This window comes from Pseudoalteromonas luteoviolacea CPMOR-1, from assembly GCF_001625685.1.
In the GTDB taxonomy this organism is placed as follows: domain Bacteria; phylum Pseudomonadota; class Gammaproteobacteria; order Enterobacterales; family Alteromonadaceae; genus Pseudoalteromonas; species Pseudoalteromonas luteoviolacea_K.
Window position 1 is genome coordinate 294,574 of sequence record NZ_AUYC01000035.1, and the last position, 22,325, is coordinate 316,898.

The window sequence follows — 22,325 nt, forward strand, 5'->3', positions numbered from 1 at the left end:
TTAGCCGTCACGCTCTTTAGCAATTTAAGCACGAAAAGTTCAATTTGATCATGAGCTTATAGGTTGATTTATGATCTTTTGCATGTTCATATAGGGTTACTTTATGAAATTAAGTACCGATTATGATCTTTCGTACACTCTCTTTATTTGTGCTGGCATGCGCGTCCTCTCTTACATTAGCAGATCAAGTAATTACAAACAAAAGCCCACTACAACACAAACAAACAATTAAAAATGCAAATAACCCTCACTTTGAAATAGCCAACCCTAGATATGTGTTTAACACCGCAGCACAAGTGCTTTTGGTTGTGAGTGGTGATAGCAATGCACTGTCCATTTTTAAGCAAAATGAGCAGCAAAAATTTCAATATTCTCAAAGTTTTTCAAAGCAGCACAATCACCAACTGGCACTTGAAGGGGCTTCTGATATTTCTTATGTCATTGACAGCGATATTGCTATTGTTTCATCTTTTTATAGTGGTTCATTATCGACATTTAAACGCAGCGATAACGGGCAATTTAAACATGTAGAAACGCTTACTGATCACATAGATATGAAACAGGCATTTCGTGACTATAAAAAGGTCCGCGATAAAGACACTTTTAAGCTCATTGGTGCATGGGATACACTCATTTCACAAGACAATAAAACGCTCTATGTCGCCAGTTATCAAAGCAATGCCGTTAGTACATTTGAGGTCAACAGTTCGGGGAAGCTCAATTTCTTAGGCCAGTTGCTGCCCAATCATAATTGGGGAAAACCCACCTCTATCGCTCAATCTAAAGACGCAAATTGGCTTTATATCAGCGGCTTCGAGCAGAGTAAAATATCTATTTTACACAGAGAAAAAAGCGCAAAGTACAGGTTAAGTCAATCTATTGCTCATCGTGAAAAACAAATCCAAACCATGCAAAACCCACAACAAATTGTCATTACTCCTGACAATCAATTTTTATTTGTTGCAGCATCCAAAAGTAATAGTCTTAATGTGTTTAAAAGAAATGCTTCAGAGTATTTTGAACTTATTCAAGTAATTGACCACAAGCAAACTGATGGTTTATCCGGTGCATGCTGTATTGCTTATGCTGATAAACATAACTTAGTCTTCGCAGCTGGTGAAGCTGATAAAGGTTTTTTAGTGTTTAGGCAATCACCTAGTAGTGGTGAACTGACTTTAATTGAACACATCAAACACAGTGGTCTAAGTAATATAAACGGTGTATCTTCGATTAGTTTATCTCAAGATGGTCAGCGTGTATTTGTGACCACAGGTAAAAATAATGAAATCTTTATTTTTGAGATTATCTGACCGCATTTCAATTCAAGCCTAGAGTACAAGAGCATGCTTGTGATCACACATGCTCTTTAAATTAATTGAGATTAAACCAAACTTTAATCACTCTGCCACCTCTTCATTTTTTATCCAACTGAGCCTTCCTAAGTTATATGGTATGTCAGGTAGTTCAGCGGCATCATAAATTTCATCAATTTGCTTATTTTCAAAGTCCCGCTGTATAGATGAAAGACGCATTGTAATCCACATTTCTACAGAATCAGATTTTTCGAATAAAGCCGGGTTATCTTCGATGGTTTGATTAATCGCTTGCCATACTTGAGATTGGACCTGAGGTGGATGATCATGCACATGTTCAATAACATCTTCCATCCAAGTAACGCCTTGCTTTTCATAAGCATCAAACAGGTGAGTATACATCTCTGTACGTTCAGACTCAGTTTCCATCTTATCAGTAAATAGTACCTTGCCGCCCTCTGAACTCTCATATGCACTGGTGTATTCATCCACATCTACAAGTCTGCTCACGTACGCAAATATATTGTTTTCACTGTCTTTATCGACTTCATCAAGTAAATTGAGAAAAGACGCTCGATCATTATTCTTTATATGAGTCGCCATATCTAAAATCCCACGGCTTTGTTCGAAACTGCTTTCTTTCAAATGCTGATTAATTGATTCAATGTCTCCTTGCGAGTACCGGTTTTTCGCTAATAAATCGACGTACTGGTGAGTAATCTTGCCAAAATGTAACTTTTGACTTGCGAGGGTTTTATAATTTGCCGCCTCAGAAAAAGAGCGAAAAGTCACATCTTCTTGATTCTTATGGTAAGACGACGATAAATAAAAGCCAAAGTCACTATCTTCATTTTCTTGTTCAGAGAGTGCCGTCAATGTACTTACGGTATCTTCTATGTCACCTTCAGACATGGAGTTGAGTACAGACACCAACTCCTGTGCTTTTTCCATATTTGCCCCAACCCCAAGAACACTACCAACATTAAATGAATTTGCTAAAACATCGACGAATTGACTCAATGTTTCATCGTCCATTTTATCCATTAACGAGAGTAATTCTTTAGACGGTACATGAGAGCGAAGTATATCTGCCTGCTCTTTTGTTAACCGATCTTCATGTGTTAGAAACGCATCAATATCCTCTAATGTCGACAGTTCACCATAACGATACTCTGGCGGCTTAGCGATACTGCCATTATCACTAGAGAAGTTAATCAAATGAACTCTATATTGCTTAGCTCGTGAATACGGGCTATATGTCTCAACTGGAGTCTCTATAGTAGAAGTCGGTAGTGCTTTTGAACCTTGCTCAAGTTTTTCACTTTTTATAATAGAAGTATTAGACTCAGCAAACTTTGAATTTGACAAATTAAGGTTAATAGCAGGTCTTATTTTCATCGTGATCTCCTTATACACACTCTGATTAGACCTATCGGCAGACGCAATATCTTCTTTAGTGTTATATTTTTATATCATGAGTGAATAAAGACATATTTAAAGCTATAAAAGTACACGTTGCGAAAATACGACATACCAACCACAGCGAATAGTAACCCTACTATTTAGTTAATCCTTTCTTAGTAGAGTCAAAAAATAGACTGTGGCGATTATAATAGAATATTTGATGTAGCCAGAACACTGGAGTCATCGAAACATAACCCGCGACATATCACGTTTATATAAAGATACACCGTACTAAAGCCAAAATAATAGTGAATCTTATGAGTTTGACCTAGTGACGCAAAGCAGCTGACACACATTGGCGCTGCACTATGCCTGTGTGCAATGTTCCGCATTTTTTCAGGTTTGAAAATAATAACTGATAAGGCTTAACAATGCCTCCATCTACCCTTACCAAACACTTTTCAACAGCGTAATGTGCATAAACATCTCGAGCTGGAGTTTCAAAGTCATATATATCATCAATGATTTCATGCATATTCAGCGCAATAATATCTTTCGGGCTAGTAAACTCTGACTGCTCTAAGACTCGTTTAGGAGCAAGTCGGCTTATCATAACTTGTTTAGGTATGCCTTTTTCTTTTCGCTCAATGACCGAGGTAACAACTTCGTGCAATGAGATACACGCAGCCATGCCATTATTTCCTTGAGATTGTGCAAAATTAGTCATAAGCAATAAAAAAGCACATAAGCCTATTTTTTCTATTTTTTTCAACTGATTATCCTTAAGTATATTCTTTTGCGAGTCTAAAAAAATTGAAACTGTGTTTGTACCGTATTAAACCATAATCACTGCCTATACCAATCGACAAACCGGTTGAAGGCAGGATATACCATGCCTTTTTCATAAGAGCTCAATGTGAATGGTAAAAATGAAATATGAAAGTAAACCTCTTCACTCAAGTTAGATGCTTTTATGGTGTATCTATTCCATTCTTTATTTTCAGGTAAATATTTAATGTCTACCACCATAATATCACCAACGACCTTTTGGAGTTTTTTTACGGCGTCATAGTCCACCAAAAAACGATCCGTTTTAATATTATGATTTTGCATTAACTTTATTAACTCTTCAGAGTTATAAACAGTAAACCCCATATCAAGTAAGGCTTGTCTATGAACCGTGCTGTAGCCCTCTTTTATATCTGCTCTCAAACGGTAACTTATCTCTTCACGCATAAAAACGATTTTATATTTCTTGTCTGCTTTGACATTAGTGAGAAGATACTGTTGATCAATCTCTTTAGATGCAGGGAAATAACCATCTGATTTTACCTCCAAAGGCTGAGGGATATTTGCACACCCAATCAACGAGAGTAAGATAAGAGACAAGTAAATGTTTTTCATAATAAAGTCTTTTTAATAAGTAGTTGAAACTAAACATACCGCAAAGCTAATTCAAGCGTCGTTATCACGGGGAGGAGTCTAACCTATTTTTAGCTGTTTTTTGTCATAAACAGCGAATAAACTTCAAAAAACCAACTCAATACAAGCCCTATCCCACTACCTAACCGCCATAAACTTTAGAATTTAAAGCCATAAAAATCATATGGTTATGAGTTTGAAATTTAACTATAACGCAGGTATGCTTAAAACGTTTCATCAAAGAAATAATAACAATCAAAGAGTGAAATAGAAGCACTATGGCAAAACAATATTGGATTGGTGATTTTTTTGTCGATTTATCCAGAAATCAGATAACGCGAAATAAACAGCCACAAATCGTCGCCCCAAAAGCGTTGGCGGTTTTAACTAGTCTAGCTAAGCAGCAAGGGAAAGTGGTAAGCCAAGACACATTATTGTCAGAAGTTTGGCCAGATACTATCGTTTCTCCAAACAGCTTACAGCGCAGTATTGCGCAACTTCGTAAAGCCTTAGGTGACGATGGTAAAGGACAGGTTTATATCAAAACACACTCTAAGCAAGGCTACAGTTTAGAGTGTCACGTCCGCTGGCAACCAGAGCCACAGCCCCAATTATTGACTACATCGAAAAGTCGGTTAGTTCCAGAGGAAGGTAAGCCACTTAAAAGTGTTGAAGACATACCGACTATTTTCGCAAGTTGGCATATTAAACTCCTCTTCTTTTTCACAACGCTAGTATTATGCGGATTCATTGGTGCTCATTTTGCCACTTCAGATACGTCTCAATCTTTTTCAGTTGGAGAAATACGCGCCTTAACAGCCTCAGATGGGAGAGAATTCGCCAGCATCTACTCTCCTGATGGCAAATACATCATTTTTCACCGCTATTCACAGCAAGAGTGTGTCAACAATATCTGGGCTAAAAACTTAGACACACAGCAAGAACATAAACTCACTGAAAACATCGACAGCTACGGTAGCCACAGCTTCTCTCCCGATGGCAAACAGTTAGTCTTTATTCGTACCATGGACTGCGAACAACCAACGATACAAAAGAAGTGTTATCAATTGATTAGCATGGATTTTAAGATGGCCCTTCGAGAGCCCCAACCAATTAATATTTTACTAGAATGTAAAACCTCGGAAATCCGCTTACCTCATTGGTTGAACAACAATGAAATTGCGTTAATGCAACGAGAAGATACCCAGTGGCAACTCATAAGCTATTCTGCACAAAACAATCAAAGTACGGTGCTCTATCAAGTAGATAATGGCAATATTGTTTACTATGACTACTCAGTTAAAGATGATTTATTTTCCGTTATCAGTATTCATGATGACAGCAAATACTATATCGATATTCTTAATTCAAATGGTAAACTCATCTCAAGCAACCTAATCAACTTTCCACCTGAAGCACAACGGAGAAGATTTTTAGTCGCGAACTTTTCACCCATTGAGAATCACCTTATTTTTAGCACCGGCAGACAGTTTTTTACACTATCTTTTGAAGGTGAGGTAAAAAATATCAGCATACCGCTAGATCAACCGACATTCTCTCCAAACTTTCATCCTGATGGAAATAAAGCGCTTGTAATCAAAGGCAACTACGACAGCGATATTGCAGCAATTCCGACCAATCGCGTTAAAGCTGGCACACTAGCACTTGCTCAACACATCATTGAGCGTTCAACGGTTGCAGAAGACTCGGTGACAGTTCAGCCAAATGGCAGTTTAATCGCATTTTCATCAAACCGCTCAGGCAGTGAACAAATTTGGTTAAGCGAGCAGTCAAAGCTTATCCAATTGACCCAATTCCCTATTGATAGCTATATAAGCGGTATGCATTGGGCGGTCGATGGTTCAAGTATACTTGCTAATGTAAACAATGAACTTGTTCACGTTCAACTAGATGGCACACAGCACCACTACACTACCCCACACCTCATTTTAGAGCTGCTTAATTGGAACAAAGCACACAATACGGCACTCACACTTGCCAATATTCGTGGCGTGCAAAAGCTAGTCGAATACGACTTAAATACGTCACAGTTTCAGGTATTAACAGATAAACGTATAAACTGGGCAGACAAAACAGACAGTGGACAATTGATATACACAGATAGAATGGATAAGTTTTGGTTGTTAGGACGTGTTGAGGCAGAACCTATTCCCGCATTAAATAATCAAGGTGGCGACAATAAACCCTTTATCGTAAAAGGCCAGATCATTTATGGAATGAATAATAACTTTGAACTTTGGTCATTTAATTTACGTGAGAAGCAGCTGAATATCATCGGGAAATTACCAAGCAATACTGTGAGCATTGATGATGTAGACAATACACATATATTTATCACTGCCAGAATCGCTTCTAAAAAGGAAGTCGTTGAACTCATATTAAACAAATGACATGTCGGGTTGTTAGGCTGGCTGCTTTTTCAATTTAGTTAAAGCAGCGCCTCTATTTGAATATCACAACGTCAAAAGTCATGCAGCAACACCACCTTGAACTCATTTAAAGCTTTGTTTTCTCTAAATGCAGCTCCCTCATTAATAAAAATAAAGGTAAGCCAAGTGATACCCCAACAGTGAATGTACTTACAATAGGCAGCCACAAAAGCTTCATTTTCAGCTGCCTGCCTTCATAAATAATGAAAGCAACCAATACAAAGGCAGAAACAATGACATCGAGCCATGCCATAGACGACAAAGGATTAGTGCTAATTTGAGTGTATAACAGTAACAAGTTCGGCCCATTTTCTGCAAGCCAAGAAAGAAATACACAGAACGGTAGCACAGCACCTAAAACACATAAAACGCCATAGATATATTTCATAACTTCCTTATTATCCGCCATTTAAAATGACCATATAGTAAGTTACCTAAAAAGGAATTGCCATGCTATTTCAAGGTCATGGTGTAACTCAAATTGGGCACGTTATCGACATTCGCTACCTAAATAGTGGCCTAGTATGGGATCTTGCACCAGTTGAAAGTAGCACTTTCAGACAGTTTAGACCAAATGACCTCTCCGAAAGGCATCTACATTTCACATCACAAGACTGTTCTGGTCAGCTACTGGTTCAATACTATAGCGGCTTACAGTTTGTGTATAACGCCAGCTACAGAGACTCAAAATTACATTTTGTCGATAGAAATTCATGGAAGCGCTTTAAGCCAATTCAGCACTAAAAAATGCCGGTCTGTGCGAAAATACTCCACTTGATGCCGCATTTGTTGAAATAACTCCACAACAGCACGCCCTGTGTGGCACTAAACCTTGTATTTTAGAAGAGATATAAACACAGACTGAATAGCTCCCTTATTTTGGGAGCTATAAACTACCGGCTTATGTAGTTTGCTTCTAAGTCAGAGTACCAAAACACACGTGTTTGACCCAAAGTTAAACAACGCCATACGCCAACATCGCATCCGCTACCTTAATGAACCCAGCGATGTTTGCTCCATCAACGTAATTAACCTTGCCATGTTGAGTACCATGCTTCACACATTGGTCGTGTATTTGCTGCATTATCATGTGTAACTTTTGCTCAAGCTCTTGTTCAGACCACGACATTCTGATGCTATTTTGAGACATCTCCAATGCAGAGACAGCCACGCCACCAGCATTTGCCGCTTTACCTGGCGCATATAAAATACCTCGCTGATGAAAAATATGCACCGCTTCTGGGGTACAAGGCATATTTGCGCCTTCAGATACCGCAATACACCCATGCTCAGCTAAAATGGTTGCATCTGCTTCATTGAGTTCATTTTGAGTCGCACATGGAAACGCAAGATCTGCCTTGATATGCCATGGCTTCTTACCTTCAAAAAATTCACACGAGAACTGCTCTGTTAACGTGCTCAATCGCTTCCTTTGGTTAGTTTTGACCTCTTTGATGAGATTGAGTTTGTCTTGATCTATTCCCTCAGGGACCAACAGCGTGCCGCCTGAATCAGAAAGTGTCAGAACTTTCCCTCCCAATTGAATGATTTTCTCAGCACAATGTAACGCGACATTCCCTGACCCTGAGACCAAACATGTCTTTCCTTTTATTTCATCATCCTGATGCGCTAACATGGCTTGCATAAAGTATGCGTTACCATACCCGGTAGCCTCAGTTCGAATTAAACTTCCACCAAACTCAAGTGACTTGCCAGTTAATACACTCTCAAATTGATGCGTTAAACGCTTGTATTGACCAAATAGATAACTTATCTCTTTGGATCCCACTCCGATATCACCGGCGGGAACATCCATATTTGGCCCAATGTGCTGATACAGCTGCGTCATAAACGATTGGCAAAAACGCATAATCTCCCGATCAGACTTTCCCTTTGGGTTAAAGTCCGAACCGCCTTTACCCGCACCAATAGGTAAAGTAGTTAAGCTATTTTTAAATGTTTGCTCAAACCCTAAAAACTTTAACACGCTTAAATTAACCGAAGAGTCAAAACGCAACCCCCCTTTATAAGGGCCTATTGAGTTGTTAAACTGAACTCGATAACCACGGTTGATACGAATATTGCCGTCATCATCTTCCCAAGAAACTCTAAACGAGACGACTTTATCTGGCTCAGTCATCCTTTCTAAAATATGTGCTTGTTTGTATTGGGGGTGTTTATTAATATATGGTATAACCGACTCAGCAACCTCTTTTACAGCCTGATGAAACTCTGGCTCATGTGGATTACGTTTTATCAGCCCTTCCATAAAATGTTCAAGTGTCAAATCATCGTACATTTTTTACCTTCTTATTTGTTAAAATAGCGCTTCTAAGATTAGCTACATTCAAGCGGTGGTATTTGTCATGTTAACTCAGCCTTGATAATCCAACATTTGGTGTTTTTAGAACATTTCATTCGCAATACCAGAATAAGCTGAGCAACAAACAACGAGTAAGTATCTTGATTAAAATATAGTTCGCTCTGTGACATTTTATAAGACCGGTGAATACGGCACGCTCATTCAATTGGATTATCACAGAGTGTTGTAATTTATATACAAATAATATTTAGATTTTATGGTCACTCTGACGCACCTTCATAATTTGCGATATTCAGCCACTAGGTAATGGCTATGTAATGTCACTTCCCACAACTTTTATCGTACTTGGTCTCATTGCAAAACATGGCACTGATGTCTCTGAATACAAATTAATCCACATAGGTCGCAATGGTGTATTGACGCACAACTCGAAGCATGCATGTGCAAAACCAGAAATTTCAAAAATAAGAATGATAAGCCCATATTTTTGAAATTTTTAATCTTAAAAATTAAACATAAAATCATCCCATCAAAGCAAAAAACGTCATAAATTGGAGAAATGATTATGTCTAATATTCTTATCATCGGTGCAGCTGGCCTTAACGGTATTGCAACTATTAAAGCCCTTTTCGCTAAGACAAATCTGCAGGATACAATTATCGCAGGTGTGAGAAGCGAAGAAAAAGCGCAAGCACTAAAATCACAATTTCCCAACTTAAAAACACGCATTATGGATATCGATCAACCAGATACATTGACCGCCTCAATGCATGGCATAGATAAAGTCTTTTACATTACTGGAAACGTTTTAGAGCGTGAGCAACACGCCAAGCTAGTCATAGATGCAGCCATCGCAGAGAAGTCAGTCAAAGACTTTATATTTTACTCTGTATTTGGTGCCGAATATGAAGCGATTTTATTTGGACGCCAATTCCGTTTTGGCGAAAAGTACCTTGAGAATTCGGGCCTTAACTGGACACATTTACGTACCATCTTTTTCCAAGATAATCTGCTTGGCTGGGCTGATGGCATTAAACAAGGGACCCTTTACCTAGGTACAGGTACTGGTAAATTTGCACCTTTATTGGTGTCCGACATCGGTGAAATTGCAGCCAATGTCTTAACATCTAATGCGCATCATAATAAGGCTTACAACATCACAGGCCCCGAACTACTCAGCGGTGATGAAATAGCACACACGTTTAGTACGGTATTAGACACAAACGTTACGCATATTTCACCAGACAATGAAACCACATTAGCATCATTGCTTGATGCTGGGTGGCCGCAATGGCAAGCAGAGGGGTTAGTTGAATTATTTAACCTATTTGCAGACAACCAAGCTGCTGTGGTAAGCCCTGATGGAGAGGCGCTGCTTGGCAGGAAGCTCACACCCCTTAAAGAGTTTGTTACTCAAAACCGTGCCGCATTTATCTAGAATATCACTTAACTGATGTTAAATTAGCGAAGCATCAAAAACCAGCATTAAACATATGTATAAATAAACCGCCTAACCTATTGGTTAGGCGGTGATTACATTAAGTAATATGCCACAAAAGCATAGTTGTAAAATCTAACAAGAAGGTTGATTTAAATTATCCAACTTTTTGAGCAACAAGTTTATATACCCTCTGCAAAGTAACACGACATAGATGAACACAAATGTATTTGTGACGTGTAAAAGCAGCCATATTTGCTCAAGATTGAACAAGTAGCCAATCATTTGAACCACGCCTGCGAGTGAAAATACAAAGTAAAATGCGACCAATACCTTATGAGGAATGAGCGCAACAGCAGATTTTGGTTTAGGAAATTGAAATGTCTGCTCAGACCAACACGCTTTAATCAGGTTAACTTGATAGAAAATAATTTGTGTTAGGTATAAAACGCCCGCAACCAAAGAGATTTCTATACTTTCTATCAAGCGATAAGTAAAAAACAAAAGGAATGGGATAGCATGTATGCAAGGCCACCAGTACCCCGACCGCATGTTGCTCATTTCTTGCCGATAAAAAACGATCAATGGACCAAGCAGCAAGGGCGAAGCATGTATAAATGCGACTGCCAACCATGGAATGTCAAATTCAAGTAAGCTCATAAATTCAACGGCAGGTGACAAAATCATCAACCAACACAATGCAAGCTCTAGTCGCTGGAATTTCGGTAGTCCCTGCTGAATGGATATCAAGGATATTGTAATCAAAAATACAATCACTACGCTCGATAAATAGCTGATCTGTAATACATCTATCAACACACTCTAAAACCTCGGCAATACTTTTATTTACTTAACACCAATTAATGTACTCTTTTCACTGTAGCTTTTGGTTACAGGTTTTCAAATCGACGACCTAAAAACAAGCAGTTTTATTCAATACTTACACGCTTCACTTTACTAATAATTTAAATGCGTGTCATTAACATTTACTGCGGTTACTACTCTCTTTTATGCTGCGCCACTCTTAGCTGTTGACAATATAGGCAACAAACGGAAATGACAGACTCCTAAGAACACTGTGCTTATGTAGCACCAAAAACAACTCTATAATACATAAGTAAGCTGAGCAAAGTTACGTGATCCCCTCTCATTTGAAAAACAAATTAGAGCGAAGAATAGATTTAGATCAAAATAAAAATTATTTTTTAATTTTTTATAGTCCTATTTTTTACATCAAAAATCATTTTTGTCCATTGTAAAAATTCCACTTTCATAACTGAGAATTTAGCAACAGCTCACTTATTAAACACCACCCTTAACTTTACTTTTATTACTATATACCTTTTTAGCTCAACACCGTTTAGCAAGTTCAAACTTATAGTTAATAATTTCATAAAGTTACATTAAAACAAAACACTTTCATAATGGATAAAAAGCACATTATTGAAATATAAAAAATAAAATTAAATATAAAATTAAGAATATAAAATTCAAATTAATTGAGTTTTATATATGAAAATAATCATCAATACGGAAGTAACTCCAAGGGGTTTACACAATAAAAATTAGCCGTTAGGTTATTTGGCAATCCGCAACGGATAGAAAGAAAAGCCTAAATTTAGAGCCCAGCTAATACCTGGTTTTTCTTTTCTAGTGTCGTTTGAACATTGCTATATACATTAAAAATATATCAATACTAACGGATTAAATAGAATTCGATGCATGAATAAATTTATATTCAAGATGTAAGTTCTCAACTAAGGACATACATCTGCGTCAGGCCAATAATCAGGAAAAAGCATCCTGTTAAAAACAATGGAGTTACCAATGAAACTTAAATTACTCGCAGCGCTTACATCTAGCCTATTAGCAACCTCAGTATTTGCCCAAACAGCCGTGCAAGATCTAGATGGTTATGATAGAGCAACCTCTTACGCAAATGGCGCTGTCGATCGAATCGTAACAGACTCTTTAAGTGCTCGCTCTTTTGAAGCTTGGGTTTATTACAAAGAAGCAGGTTCTGAGTGTACAAGTGGGTACATCTTTGACGAACTCACAGGTCAACAATATGGCACTGTCAAAATTGGTACAGCGGGTATTGGCGCAACTATGGTCGATACGGTTCACTTTAATGCTGGTTTCTCTGATGAGCAGTTAAAGCGGAACCGTGTTTTAGCTTTGAACTGTCAAACTTTAGCGGGAGATCAGTACAAGGTATATCATAAATTCTCTGCACTACCTGAAATCACTTGGGAGACGAATCTAGTCGGTGTTGGCGAATATAAAATGCCAGACTGCACTGGTTCAAGCTCTCATTGTGGCGGTCGTGGCTGGTATGATCAAGTAAGCTACACTTCGTCATTGCACATTGACAACAAAAACAAAGATACATATTGCTCTGCGACAATGAATGAAGGCTTTGAGTCTCGTGTTTTCAACGGTTATGACAGTACACCACTATTCCACACAAACCATTACGGTCTTGAAAACGCTGTATACAATTACTCTGGCCCAGCATTCAGACAAGTCGTGACTTGTCACAGTCCTGTTGGCCGCATCCAGCGTACGCAAGTATGGGTGGTTTCTGGTGAAAACGACATCAACCTTGAAGTAGATTACACTGTTTATAAGTAATTCATACTTCGAAAACCTCAAAAGAAGTGCCTAGCACTTCTTTTTTTACTTCTTCCCCATCACCTATCAGCGCTATTTCACAAAATGCAGACTAATACTCTTTGGCAGCCAACAAAAAAGGCGCCAAAAGGCGCCTAACTCAATGAATCACATAATTACTTGGTGTAACCACGAGGCATTGATGAGTCTGTCGTATATCGCTCTGTTAATTTGTCATGGCGAGACTCTGTTGTGACTTGCTCACCATTTATCCAAATTTTATCAACGCGCGTGCTAAACTCAAAAGGATCGGCTGTCCAAAGCACAACATCTGCACGTTCACCTTTGGCAATCTTACCGCCTTCAATGCCAAATGCTTCAGCAACGTTAACAGTCATCGCTTTTAATGCCCCTTCGTGAGACATGCCATTTGCCACTGCAATACCAGCATTAAAACGCATTTGGTAAACATTGTGACTACCGTCGCCAGCTACATTTAGAATCACTTTTACACCCGCTTTTTCAAGTGTACCAGCATTCTCCAAGTGTGCATGCAATGCATCAAAACCAGTAGGAAGGTTTGCAACCGAGCTAACAATAACAGGAACTTTCGCTTTGGCTAGCTCATCTTTTACCAATACCGCATCTTGCGCACCTTCAATAATCAAATTTAAACCAAACGTTTCTTTTAGCTTAATCAATTCAAGTAATTGAGATGCACGAGAAGCAGAAGCCACTACAGGTAACTTCCCATTCAACACGTCTGTCAAAAGTTTTTCTTCTGATGACGGATCTTTGTCATCTTTTTTGTCTTTTTTCGACGTTAACTTTTTCTTCTGCTCAGACAGCTTTTTAGCAAACGCTTGAACAGCTGCTGCACGAGAGGCATCACCACTTGCTGCACCTAAGTCTACTATCAGCGCAGTTTTACGGTCTGTAACACTACCAAACTCACCTGATAGATCAGCAACAAAGCCAAGACCCATAAACACACCGCTTTCACCCCAAGGTAATGATGGAATGCTCAAGTTTTGCGTCACGCCGCCTTTTCTTGCGTAAGGGATCAAGCTAGAGCGCGGGTTAAACGCCGTACTTGGATCAAACTCTAGACCTGATTTGTCGTACGCATCAACTGAACGAGAAACCGCACCGACTTCAACTAAACCTAGTTGATTCATCGTACCGATAAGGCCTGGTGTCAACACTTTACCTTGTGCGTCAACCGTTACATCAGCGTTAAATGACTTCGGATTTAGGGCTGTAATTTTGCCATTTTCAATCACCACTGTTGCGTTCTCTAATACACCTTGCTTAGTTAATGTGTGTACAGTCGCATTGGTAATCGCTGTTACTTGTGCAAATACCGCTGAAGAGCTCAGTAGTGCACCAGTTAAAATAGATAATTTAAACTTGTTCATGGCGACTCTCCTAGCGCTGGCCTAACATAAAATCACTAACTGCTTGGTACTTGCTGTCGTGGCGGTCATAAACCTTGGCACCATCAATAAATACTTTTTCAGCTTTTGAATAAACGCTAAACGGACTTTGGTCCCAAATGACAACGTCAGCTTGTTTGCCTGATGCAATTGAGCCTGTTAAGTCTTCAATACCTAGAGATTTCGCAGCATTATATGTGATCCACTTAATCGCATGCTCTTCTTTAATATCAAAGCCAACTTCATTTGCCGAATACATGACTTTTGCCGCTTCATGATTTAGGCGCTGGATAGTTGTATCAGAGTCAGAGTGAATAACCGCACATGAGTTTTTAGCAGCATCAACAATCGCCACGTTTTCAAGTGACATGTCATATGCTTCCATTTTAAAGCCCCACCAATCAGGCCAAAGTGCAGCACAGTTGCCATTCTCACCTAGTAAATCTGCAATTTTGTACGCTTCAATACCGTGGTGGAACGTACCTGCGTGATAACCAAATTCTTTAGAAAGGTCAATCATCATGGCCATTTCTTCAGCTTTATAACAGTGGTTATGAATTAAAATTTCACCGTCTAATACTCCACGCAGGGTATCAAGCTTAATATCACGATGCGGTGCATCCGGATTTAAGCCCGCTGCATATTCAGCATCGTACTGTTCCCAAGCACGCTTGTACTCTGTTGCTTCAATCCAAGCCTCACGGTAACCAGCCATATTACCCATACGTGTTTTTGGTGCAACACCTTGACCACCATATACACGCTTAGGGTTTTCACCACACGCCATTTTCAGACCATATGGTGCTTCAGGGAACTTCATGCCTTGCATTGTTTCTGATGGTACGTTTTTAAGCGTTACCGCTCGGCCACCAAATAAGTTTGCAGAGCCAGGTAAAATTTGAAGTGACGTAATACCGCCTTCACGTGCGCGGTTAAAACCAGGATCTTGAGGCCATACTGAATGCTCTACCCACACCTGCGCAGTATTAGGGTGGATCATTTCATTACCGTCTTGGTGAGATTCAACACCTGGGTTTGGATAAGCACCTAAATGTGAGTGGTTGTCGATAATACCGGGTGTTACCCATTTACCAGCAGCGTCAATTGTTGTATCAGCATTTACTGATAAGTCTTTGCCTACTTGACTAATTTTACCATCAACAATGTAGACATCAGCGTCATTGATTCTTTCACCTGTGCCCGTTAACACGGTCGCATTAGTAATTAAGGTACTTGTCGTTGAATGAGGCTGATAAGTGCTTGGATATGGATTTTTCTCGATTGTGACTTTATCTTTTTGAGGACCAGTGTCTTGCTGGCATCCCAAAAGAGCTGTGCTTAGAGCAAGCACGATCACAGAGGGTTTGAACATATTCATATTTTCGTCTCTGTAGTTTTTGTGACTGTAGTTATCAAACAGACTGTAGCGAAATTTCACAAAAATTTCGATGTAAAAACCTCAAAATGCCATAAATTACGATAAATTACGTGAGAAAACGCAATATTGTATAACAATTAGGCACGATTTTTTTGTTTTATAAGCGAAGAACATACACACTTGCACACACTTTTACATACTTTTGAAATAGGTTTTAATAAAAATAGAGAAAGTCGATAAAAGCGTTAAAACATACAGATAGTGAACTGTTAACAAAATTTTATTTGTAATTTTTTCGGCTGCTATGAAATAAATATGAGGTGTTTTTTCATCTAAGTTAGAGGTACTTACAGTTGCAATAATACAAATACATAATTCCTTACATTCGTACAATCTTCCCTTACAGCATTTTCCCCCGTTCAGACCAATACTCTAGAGGAATCGCACTTAACAACCCGCTTGGAGAACAAAGATGAAAGTACTATTAACCACTGCACTCACTGCATTAGTAACTATGTCAAACGCGCATGCTGTTGAATTTGTTGCCGCTGATAACAGTCATGCAACCGAGCTTTGCATGGCATTTGCCTCAGACCGCCCACATGTGATGTTGGCAGCATTGCGCGGACAACACACCGCCAAAACACGTATCACCAGCAAACTAGAATGTAACGATATGAGTTTAAATGAATTCGCGCAAGCATACAGCCTTACTCGAAATGCTAAGTTTATGAAAATCGACTTAGAAACCAAAACGTCAATCAAAGACATTGCAAAAGTACAGCCTACCATGCCAGTAGTTTTATCAGGCTCTAAATAATGCTTGAGCGAATGGTGTGCATTAAATAAAAGTAATGCACACCTGATTAACAGCTTTACAAAACGCTAGCCAATAAGCCAAATGCTCCACCAAATACACCGCCCCACACAACCAGCCAACCTAGATGTGTATGGATCATGTTTTGAACAATGTTTTTCACCATAACCGGCGTTAACTCATTTAATCGTTCATCAACTGCATGTTCAATGGCAATGCGGATCGAGTCTAGAGACTGCCCATTGGTTAACACCCCAGAAATTTTATCTTTGAACTCTGGCTGTTCACTCATTTCACGCAAGGCATCTTTCATTTTTTCAGTAAAAGTATCACGCATTGGCTCGATAGCCTCTTTGCCACCCACCATGGCTAGCATTGCACCAAATTGTGAGCCTTCGATAACTTGCACCAACTTATTAAAAGCAATCGATAAATCTGCATGCTCAATAACTGGGTTTAAGTCTATGTCGATTTGATTTTTTTCTGCGAAGCTTTTGAGTTTATCTTGGTTGAAAAACTCATCTAAGATCAGCTCTTTAATCGCTATTTTAAATTCTTTAAATTTAATGGTAATAACGCCTGAGCCGTAAAGACCAGGTACTTTTTCGAATAACATATGTACAGCAAGCCAATTGGTGACAGCGCCAGAGAGCGCAAACAATCCCATTGTAAAAACCAAATCATGATCTAATCCATAACCTACGGCAACGAGCGAGGCTGCAACTAGGTTTGTGATAACACTTTTATTCAAGGTGAACTTCCAAAACATTTCTAAACTGTGGCTATTCTATTCGATTTAAATTTGCACTCAAGTATTTGTGTTATAGCCAAAATCGATCATAGTTAGGTAAAGTGCTCACACGCCACCGGGCTAACTATGTGGAACCTAGTAAACCAGTACATCAGTGAAGCGATTCATGACAAGTTTGAATTTACTCGAAAAACACAACTGCCAAGCAACCACAAATCTAAAAACTACCAAATAGAAAACGACAAACATCGCTTCTTAGTTAAGGTTGACCATGTGAGCGCCCTGGAGCGTTACGAGTGTGAAGCCGATAACCACACCCTACTCACACGAGACAGTGACTTTTTAGTAGCCGACCCAATTACTATCGGGTCCAGTCTTGAATACTGCTTTAGCGTCTACGAATGGTTACCCTCTCAACCAGATAAGGAAGACTGGTATTTATGCGGCAGGACATTAGCAAAAATGCACAGCCGTCACGAACAAGAAATGTTTGGTTTCGAGCAAGATAACTATTTCTTAGGCCTAGCTCAACCAAATCAATGGCATAAAAAGTGGTCAGTGTTTTTTGCAGAGGAACGTATCGCATGGCAATTGCAATTACTGCAAGAAAAGAACATTGTACTTGCCGAAATTGATAACTTCGTCGAGTACATCAAGCCTTTAGTCAATCACCCTGTTCAGCCCTCCTTACTTCACGGCTTTTTTTGGCGAGGTAATATTGCTTTTTCAAACGATAAGCCAAGCGTATATTGTCCCGCTTGTTATTATGGTGATAGAGAGGTTGATCTTGCTAATAGCGAGCTGTTTGCGCAATTGCCTGAAGCATTTTATACCGGCTATAATGAAGCCTATGAAATAGATAAAGGTTATCAACAACGTAAGCCAATTTACCAATTATACAGCTTGCTATGTCATGCCAATGTCTTTGCAGGTGACTATGTGATCCAATCCAAACAACAGATTGAACATATCCTGAAATAGCTGTCACGATGCGGTAATAATTGCAATAACTGCTATAGTAAGTAAAGGAGTTCAAGGCGGTTGTTGGAGCCAAATTATGAAACAGCTGTATAACCAACGCATCAGCTGCCCACACTGTGGTCATCATATATTTGTTGACTTAGACACCAGTGAGGGCGACCAGGATTTCTATGAAGATTGCGCCGCATGCTGTAACCCTATTCATTTAAATATGCATATAGACGAAGCAATCAATAAATTAGAATTACGGATCGACAGTGACGACGAACAAATTTTTTAGCCCATAGGGCTGAGAGTATTTTTACGCAAATAATGCTCAACTGTGTTGACGATGGTGTAAGTTTGCTGATCGACTTCGATGTTGAGCCTATCTCCTCGTTTCGTCTGCCCAATATTGGTAATTGACAGTGTTTCTGGGATTAAGTGTAGCCAGAAACCATCCTCGTCAACCTCACCGACCGTTAGACTTGCACCGTTAACTGAGATAAACCCTTTGTAAAAAACATATTTTGTCCAAACCGCATCTAACAACAATTTAATCTTAACGTTGTCAGCCGTTTTGATCACACTCTCTACAGTTGCCATATCATGAATATGGCCTGAAACAATGTGCCCACCCAGTTCAGTACCAAAAGTAACAGAGCGCTCAAAATTGACTTTATCACCACATTTAAGCTGACCCAAATTCGTCAGTTTTAAGGACTCATCAATGACGTCAAAACTGACTTGGCCGACGACATCTGAATGACTGGCTTCAAAATGCACAACAGTCAAACAACAACCGTTCACGGCGATACTTGCACCAATGGTGAGTTGCTGTAAGTGCTCATTGCCAACTGATAATACCAAGCGCATAACGCCATCATTTAATAGAGCACTGACAACAGATGCCTGAGTTTGAACAATTCCCGTAAACATGTTTCTTCCGAGGTAAAAATGATGCCGCTATTCTACCTGAAGCTGATCCCACTCGGAAACAGATTTACACACTTATTTCGTAGATAAAAATAACAAACTTCAATAGAATACATTTTTTCAAATTTGCTGAGTTTTAAGATGAAGTTTGAACTCTGGGAAGCCAAAAAATTAATAAGACTGGCAACGCCTGTTCTATTAGCTCAAGTAACCCTTGTCATGATGTCGGTTGTAGATACCATGATGGCAGGACAAGTAAGTCCAAACGACTTGGCTGCACTTTCAATTGCTACTGGCGCACTCAACCCCTTGATGTTTTCATTACAGGCTATTTTATTGGCACTTACCAGTATGGTGGCCCATAGCGTCGGCGCCAATGATCATGACAGTATAAAACGCTATTTTCAGCAAGGTTTATATTTGGCTTTGATGCTGTCCTCATTAGGCTTTATTGCCAGTTTTTTTACCCCTTATTTATTTGCTAGTACCGGCGCAAGCCCTGAAATTGCCCAAATGGCACAAGATTATATCGATTATGTTAAATATGGTCTCGTTGCATTTTTAGTCTTCACTGTTTACCGAAATGTCACCGAGGGTATGGGCAATACTAAAGTTGCTTTTTATATCGGCTTGCTTGGCTTGGGGATAAACGTCATTGCCAACTATATCTTTATATATGGCAAGTTAGGTATGCCAGCCTTAGGTGGAGCTGGATGCGGTGTTGCCACCAGCATTGTTATTTGGACCATGGCCATTGCACAAATCTGCTACAGTTTAAAAAGCAAAGAGCTAAAAGGTAAATGGCTGATCAGTGACTTTATGAAGCCGCACAAAGAAACCATTTTACAGATCACCAAGCTCGGTCTGCCTATTTCATTTGCTACTTTTTTTGAAGTGACGTTATTTGCGTGTATTCCGCTATTTATTGCTGATTTAGGTGCCGTCGCCGTATCTGGACATCAGGTCGCTGCGAGTGTGACCATGATCTTATTTATGTTACCGCTCAGTTTATCTATGGCGATTGGTATTAGGATTGGTAATATCAGCGGACAAAACAACCTTGAACGATTGGTCAATGCAACCTACACCAGCTTTATATTGGCCGTCGGTGTTGCAGCCATTGTGGCATTAGGCACCTACCTGATCAGGCATGACATCAGTTGGCTTTATACACAAGAAAAAGAAGTTGCTCTGCTCGCTTCAAGTATCATTATTTTAGCTTGTATTTACCAATTACCAGACGCACTACAAGTATCGGCAAATGGGGTTTTACGCGGTCTGAGATACACTAAGCCAATAACGGGTGTTACCTTTATTTCTTATTGGGTAATCGGCTTTACACTCGGATACGTATTAGCCAAAACAGACTATATTGTGCCAGCAATGGGGCCCATCGGATTTTGGGGAGGTATCATTGTTGGGCTTACAGTAGCCGCTGTGCTGCTAATTTATTTTGTGAGGAGAAAGCTCGTTGAAATGCAAACTGCTGCTGTTAGCGCTTAGCACTGTATTATTGGGATGTTCGCCAAAGCCCAGTGATACGAATCAAACTTATACCGAGCGTTTAGGTAAAGTCTTTGATTCCAACGGATTACAGATTGACAGGCTGAGTGTGTTACCACACTCAGCAACTGAAAAACCACAATCTAGTTACACGATTTCTGTCATTGATCTTGCCAAGCTTGGACACTGTCGGGTGTCAACGCATATAGCCAGCCACAACAATCAGCTGGGTAAACTTGCCAAGCCCAGTGAGCAGTTTAAATATAACCTGAACTTTATTCAATTCGCCCAAGCATGTATAGATGACGATAAAACACCAGAAGATGTCCAACAAGCTTTGAGCTTGGCAAAACAAGAAAAGCTTGCACAGCTCTACCCTATGCTCTCGTACGTTTTTACGCATGAAAAAGAACTCACTCAATTTTTTACTTTAACATTCAGTGAAATTCAGCGTGAAACTAGCCAAGGTGAAATACACGCATTAGAATCGTTAAATACACTAAGTAGTTTGATACAGTCATTAGAAAAACCGAGTCAAGCAAAAGGCGATACACTAACCACTGCACTTGAAAAACTAAATAACAACGACTACGTACAAAGCTTAATAACGAGTACCAGAACACAAATTGCGTGGAATCAAATAACTACCGCATGGCTCGACACTGTAAATTTAGAGAACAAAGTGTGTCCTGCTGGAAAAAATAAAAAGCACGCCAAGGTACTCAATAACGTATTTCAAAAGTTCTACATTCAAGACATTCAAGCTTATCAATCACACCTAGCCAAGCGTTTACATGATATCGAACCCCATTTTGAGACTTTTTCGGAAAAATTTGGTCAACACAACTACCCTAATCTGATTACACCATTACTTAGAGAATTAAAGGAATCAGCAAAGGAGCATGTTTATTGGTGGCAAAACTTCTACAAAGTGTGCAAAGTTAGTCCGTTGTGATCGAAAAAACCGCAGACAAACAAAAATTTAGCAAAGATACTTGATCCATTTCGCAGACCACTATATATTAGCCGCCGTTGCCAAGAAACAAGGCACATTGTACGACCGTAGCTCAGTTGGTTAGAGCACCACCTTGACATGGTGGGGGTCGGTGGTTCGAATCCACTCGGTCGTACCAACTTAATTTAGTTAAGTTATAAAATACGTTTATGATACGACCGTAGCTCAGTTGGTTAGAGCACTACCTTGACATGGTAGGGGTCGGTGGTTCGAATCCACTCGGTCGTACCAAATTTAACTAAATTAAGTCATTCTCTATAGTACGACCGTAGCTCAGTTGGTTAGAGCACCACCTTGACATGGTGGGGGTCGGTGGTTCGAATCCACTCGGTCGTACCAACTTAACTTTGTTAGGTAAATCATATTTATAGTACGACCGTAGCTCAGTTGGTTAGAGCACTACCTTGACATGGTAGGGGTCGGTGGTTCGAATCCACTCGGTCGTACCAAGTCTACATATCCCTGATCTTAATCAATCATTTTACCCTATAAATTTGAATTTATGTTTGTCTAAGCCAAAGCTTTTCTTGTCGTCCGTTAAAAACGGCGTCCGTCGTCATTACCCC

20 protein-coding genes and 4 tRNA genes are annotated in these 22,325 nt (G+C 39.5%); 14 read left to right on the top strand and 10 right to left on the bottom strand.

Annotated elements, in window-relative coordinates:
• Nucleotides 1-122 precede the first annotated feature (122 nt).
• Entirely contained in the window at nucleotides 123-1,310 is a 1,188-nt protein-coding gene (locus N473_RS15900) for a lactonase family protein (protein WP_063368771.1), read from the top strand.
• Between the two features lie 87 nt (nucleotides 1,311-1,397).
• Here N473_RS15900 and N473_RS15905 read toward each other — a convergent pair whose 3' ends face one another.
• The 3 genes from N473_RS15905 to N473_RS15915 all read right to left on the bottom strand — a co-directional run bounded on the left by N473_RS15905 (nucleotide 1,398) and on the right by N473_RS15915 (nucleotide 4,121).
• Nucleotides 1,398-2,711 (bottom strand): hypothetical protein, encoded by a 1,314-nt coding sequence (locus N473_RS15905; protein ID WP_063368772.1) that lies wholly within the window; start codon nucleotides 2,709-2,711, stop codon nucleotides 1,398-1,400.
• 334 nt (nucleotides 2,712-3,045) lie between these two features.
• Nucleotides 3,046-3,489, bottom strand: coding sequence for a hypothetical protein (locus N473_RS15910; RefSeq protein ID WP_063368773.1), 444 nt, complete (start codon nucleotides 3,487-3,489; stop codon nucleotides 3,046-3,048).
• Between the two features lie 74 nt (nucleotides 3,490-3,563).
• The gene (locus N473_RS15915) at nucleotides 3,564-4,121 is read right to left on the bottom strand and encodes a hypothetical protein (protein ID WP_063368774.1); all 558 of its coding nucleotides are present in this window, start codon (nucleotides 4,119-4,121) and stop codon (nucleotides 3,564-3,566) included.
• 296 nt (nucleotides 4,122-4,417) lie between these two features.
• Between N473_RS15915 and N473_RS15920 the strand changes: the two genes are divergently transcribed.
• A complete protein-coding gene (locus N473_RS15920; protein WP_063368775.1) occupies nucleotides 4,418-6,550 on the top strand; it encodes a winged helix-turn-helix domain-containing protein in 2,133 nt (710 codons plus the stop codon).
• Between the two features lie 106 nt (nucleotides 6,551-6,656).
• On the opposite strand, the gene N473_RS15925 is transcribed toward N473_RS15920, so the two are convergent.
• Nucleotides 6,657-6,977 (bottom strand): DUF2834 domain-containing protein, encoded by a 321-nt coding sequence (locus N473_RS15925; RefSeq protein ID WP_063368776.1) that lies wholly within the window; start codon nucleotides 6,975-6,977, stop codon nucleotides 6,657-6,659.
• A gap of 62 nt (nucleotides 6,978-7,039) precedes the next feature.
• On the opposite strand from N473_RS15925, the gene N473_RS15930 reads away from it, so the two are divergent.
• Entirely contained in the window at nucleotides 7,040-7,333 is a 294-nt protein-coding gene (locus tag N473_RS15930; protein ID WP_063368777.1) for a hypothetical protein, read from the top strand.
• 211 nt (nucleotides 7,334-7,544) lie between these two features.
• On the opposite strand, the gene gdhA is transcribed toward N473_RS15930, so the two are convergent.
• Complete coding sequence (gene gdhA / locus N473_RS15935) at nucleotides 7,545-8,888, bottom strand: NADP-specific glutamate dehydrogenase (protein ID WP_039608935.1); 1,344 nt, start codon at nucleotides 8,886-8,888, stop codon at nucleotides 7,545-7,547.
• Nucleotides 8,889-9,477: 589 nt separating this feature from the next.
• Here gdhA and N473_RS15940 point away from each other — a divergent pair.
• On the top strand, nucleotides 9,478-10,350 hold the full coding sequence (locus tag N473_RS15940) for an SDR family oxidoreductase (RefSeq protein ID WP_231099580.1): 873 nt from the start codon (nucleotides 9,478-9,480) through the stop codon (nucleotides 10,348-10,350).
• Between the two features lie 135 nt (nucleotides 10,351-10,485).
• Here N473_RS15940 and N473_RS15945 read toward each other — a convergent pair whose 3' ends face one another.
• On the bottom strand, nucleotides 10,486-11,169 hold the full coding sequence (locus N473_RS15945) for a hypothetical protein (RefSeq protein WP_155735632.1): 684 nt from the start codon (nucleotides 11,167-11,169) through the stop codon (nucleotides 10,486-10,488).
• 1,008 nt (nucleotides 11,170-12,177) lie between these two features.
• Between N473_RS15945 and N473_RS15950 the strand changes: the two genes are divergently transcribed.
• Nucleotides 12,178-12,984: a hypothetical protein gene (locus N473_RS15950; RefSeq protein WP_063368780.1), complete on the top strand. Its 807-nt coding sequence runs from the start codon at nucleotides 12,178-12,180 to the stop codon at nucleotides 12,982-12,984.
• Between the two features lie 155 nt (nucleotides 12,985-13,139).
• On the opposite strand, the gene N473_RS15955 is transcribed toward N473_RS15950, so the two are convergent.
• Both N473_RS15955 and N473_RS15960 read right to left on the bottom strand, forming a co-directional pair.
• A complete protein-coding gene (locus tag N473_RS15955; RefSeq protein ID WP_063368781.1) occupies nucleotides 13,140-14,381 on the bottom strand; it encodes an amidohydrolase family protein in 1,242 nt (413 codons plus the stop codon).
• Between the two features lie 10 nt (nucleotides 14,382-14,391).
• Nucleotides 14,392-15,777, bottom strand: coding sequence for an amidohydrolase (locus N473_RS15960; RefSeq protein WP_039608940.1), 1,386 nt, complete (start codon nucleotides 15,775-15,777; stop codon nucleotides 14,392-14,394).
• 472 nt (nucleotides 15,778-16,249) lie between these two features.
• On the opposite strand from N473_RS15960, the gene N473_RS15965 reads away from it, so the two are divergent.
• A complete protein-coding gene (locus N473_RS15965; RefSeq protein WP_063368782.1) occupies nucleotides 16,250-16,597 on the top strand; it encodes a DUF3718 domain-containing protein in 348 nt (115 codons plus the stop codon).
• 55 nt (nucleotides 16,598-16,652) lie between these two features.
• On the opposite strand, the gene N473_RS15970 is transcribed toward N473_RS15965, so the two are convergent.
• Nucleotides 16,653-17,345: a hypothetical protein gene (locus N473_RS15970; RefSeq protein WP_063368783.1), complete on the bottom strand. Its 693-nt coding sequence runs from the start codon at nucleotides 17,343-17,345 to the stop codon at nucleotides 16,653-16,655.
• A 126-nt stretch (nucleotides 17,346-17,471) separates the two neighbouring features.
• Between N473_RS15970 and N473_RS15975 the strand changes: the two genes are divergently transcribed.
• Together N473_RS15975 and N473_RS15980 are read left to right on the top strand one after the other, a co-directional pair.
• Nucleotides 17,472-18,326, top strand: a complete 855-nt coding sequence (locus N473_RS15975) for a fructosamine kinase family protein (protein ID WP_063368784.1) — start codon at nucleotides 17,472-17,474, stop codon at nucleotides 18,324-18,326.
• Nucleotides 18,327-18,402: 76 nt separating this feature from the next.
• Entirely contained in the window at nucleotides 18,403-18,606 is a 204-nt protein-coding gene (locus N473_RS15980; protein WP_039608943.1) for a CPXCG motif-containing cysteine-rich protein, read from the top strand.
• Here the strand turns inward: N473_RS15980 and N473_RS15985 are convergent.
• Nucleotides 18,603-19,244 (bottom strand): riboflavin synthase, encoded by a 642-nt coding sequence (locus N473_RS15985; RefSeq protein WP_039608944.1) that lies wholly within the window; start codon nucleotides 19,242-19,244, stop codon nucleotides 18,603-18,605. The genes N473_RS15980 and N473_RS15985 overlap by 4 nt on opposite strands.
• Nucleotides 19,245-19,382: 138 nt before the next feature.
• On the opposite strand from N473_RS15985, the gene N473_RS15990 reads away from it, so the two are divergent.
• The 6 genes from N473_RS15990 (at nucleotide 19,383) to N473_RS16015 (ending at nucleotide 22,208) form a co-directional block, all read left to right on the top strand.
• A complete protein-coding gene (locus N473_RS15990) occupies nucleotides 19,383-20,744 on the top strand; it encodes an MATE family efflux transporter (protein ID WP_063368785.1) in 1,362 nt (453 codons plus the stop codon).
• Nucleotides 20,713-21,699, top strand: coding sequence for a DUF3080 family protein (locus tag N473_RS15995; RefSeq protein WP_063368786.1), 987 nt, complete (start codon nucleotides 20,713-20,715; stop codon nucleotides 21,697-21,699). The genes N473_RS15990 and N473_RS15995 overlap by 32 nt, the downstream gene beginning before the upstream one ends.
• A 101-nt stretch (nucleotides 21,700-21,800) precedes the next feature.
• A tRNA-Val gene (locus N473_RS16000) sits at nucleotides 21,801-21,877 on the top strand.
• Nucleotides 21,878-21,913: 36 nt separating this feature from the next.
• Nucleotides 21,914-21,990: transfer RNA gene (locus N473_RS16005), tRNA-Val, on the top strand.
• A gap of 31 nt (nucleotides 21,991-22,021) precedes the next feature.
• Nucleotides 22,022-22,098: transfer RNA gene (locus N473_RS16010), tRNA-Val, on the top strand.
• Between the two features lie 33 nt (nucleotides 22,099-22,131).
• Nucleotides 22,132-22,208, top strand: a tRNA-Val gene (locus tag N473_RS16015).
• Nucleotides 22,209-22,325: the final 117 nt, after the last annotated feature.

What these genes read in the sequence shown, in the direction of transcription:
- N473_RS15950 (WP_063368780.1), top strand. Translation starts at nt 12,178, where the DNA reads ATGAAACTTAAATTACTCGCAGCGCTTACATCTAGCCTATTAGCAACC.
- N473_RS15900 (WP_063368771.1), top strand. Translation starts at nt 123, where the DNA reads ATGATCTTTCGTACACTCTCTTTATTTGTGCTGGCATGCGCGTCCTCT.
- N473_RS15915 (WP_063368774.1), bottom strand. Translation starts at nt 4,121, where the DNA reads ATGAAAAACATTTACTTGTCTCTTATCTTACTCTCGTTGATTGGGTGT.
- gdhA (WP_039608935.1), bottom strand. Translation starts at nt 8,888, where the DNA reads ATGTACGATGATTTGACACTTGAACATTTTATGGAAGGGCTGATAAAA.
- N473_RS15965 (WP_063368782.1), top strand. Translation starts at nt 16,250, where the DNA reads ATGAAAGTACTATTAACCACTGCACTCACTGCATTAGTAACTATGTCA.
- N473_RS15920 (WP_063368775.1), top strand. Translation starts at nt 4,418, where the DNA reads ATGGCAAAACAATATTGGATTGGTGATTTTTTTGTCGATTTATCCAGA.
- N473_RS15980 (WP_039608943.1), top strand. Translation starts at nt 18,403, where the DNA reads ATGAAACAGCTGTATAACCAACGCATCAGCTGCCCACACTGTGGTCAT.
- N473_RS15955 (WP_063368781.1), bottom strand. Translation starts at nt 14,381, where the DNA reads ATGAACAAGTTTAAATTATCTATTTTAACTGGTGCACTACTGAGCTCT.
- N473_RS15930 (WP_063368777.1), top strand. Translation starts at nt 7,040, where the DNA reads ATGCTATTTCAAGGTCATGGTGTAACTCAAATTGGGCACGTTATCGAC.
- N473_RS15940 (WP_231099580.1), top strand. Translation starts at nt 9,478, where the DNA reads ATGTCTAATATTCTTATCATCGGTGCAGCTGGCCTTAACGGTATTGCA.
- N473_RS15925 (WP_063368776.1), bottom strand. Translation starts at nt 6,977, where the DNA reads ATGAAATATATCTATGGCGTTTTATGTGTTTTAGGTGCTGTGCTACCG.
- N473_RS15975 (WP_063368784.1), top strand. Translation starts at nt 17,472, where the DNA reads ATGTGGAACCTAGTAAACCAGTACATCAGTGAAGCGATTCATGACAAG.
- N473_RS15905 (WP_063368772.1), bottom strand. Translation starts at nt 2,711, where the DNA reads ATGAAAATAAGACCTGCTATTAACCTTAATTTGTCAAATTCAAAGTTT.
- N473_RS15960 (WP_039608940.1), bottom strand. Translation starts at nt 15,777, where the DNA reads ATGAATATGTTCAAACCCTCTGTGATCGTGCTTGCTCTAAGCACAGCT.
- N473_RS15990 (WP_063368785.1), top strand. Translation starts at nt 19,383, where the DNA reads ATGAAGTTTGAACTCTGGGAAGCCAAAAAATTAATAAGACTGGCAACG.
- N473_RS15985 (WP_039608944.1), bottom strand. Translation starts at nt 19,244, where the DNA reads ATGTTTACGGGAATTGTTCAAACTCAGGCATCTGTTGTCAGTGCTCTA.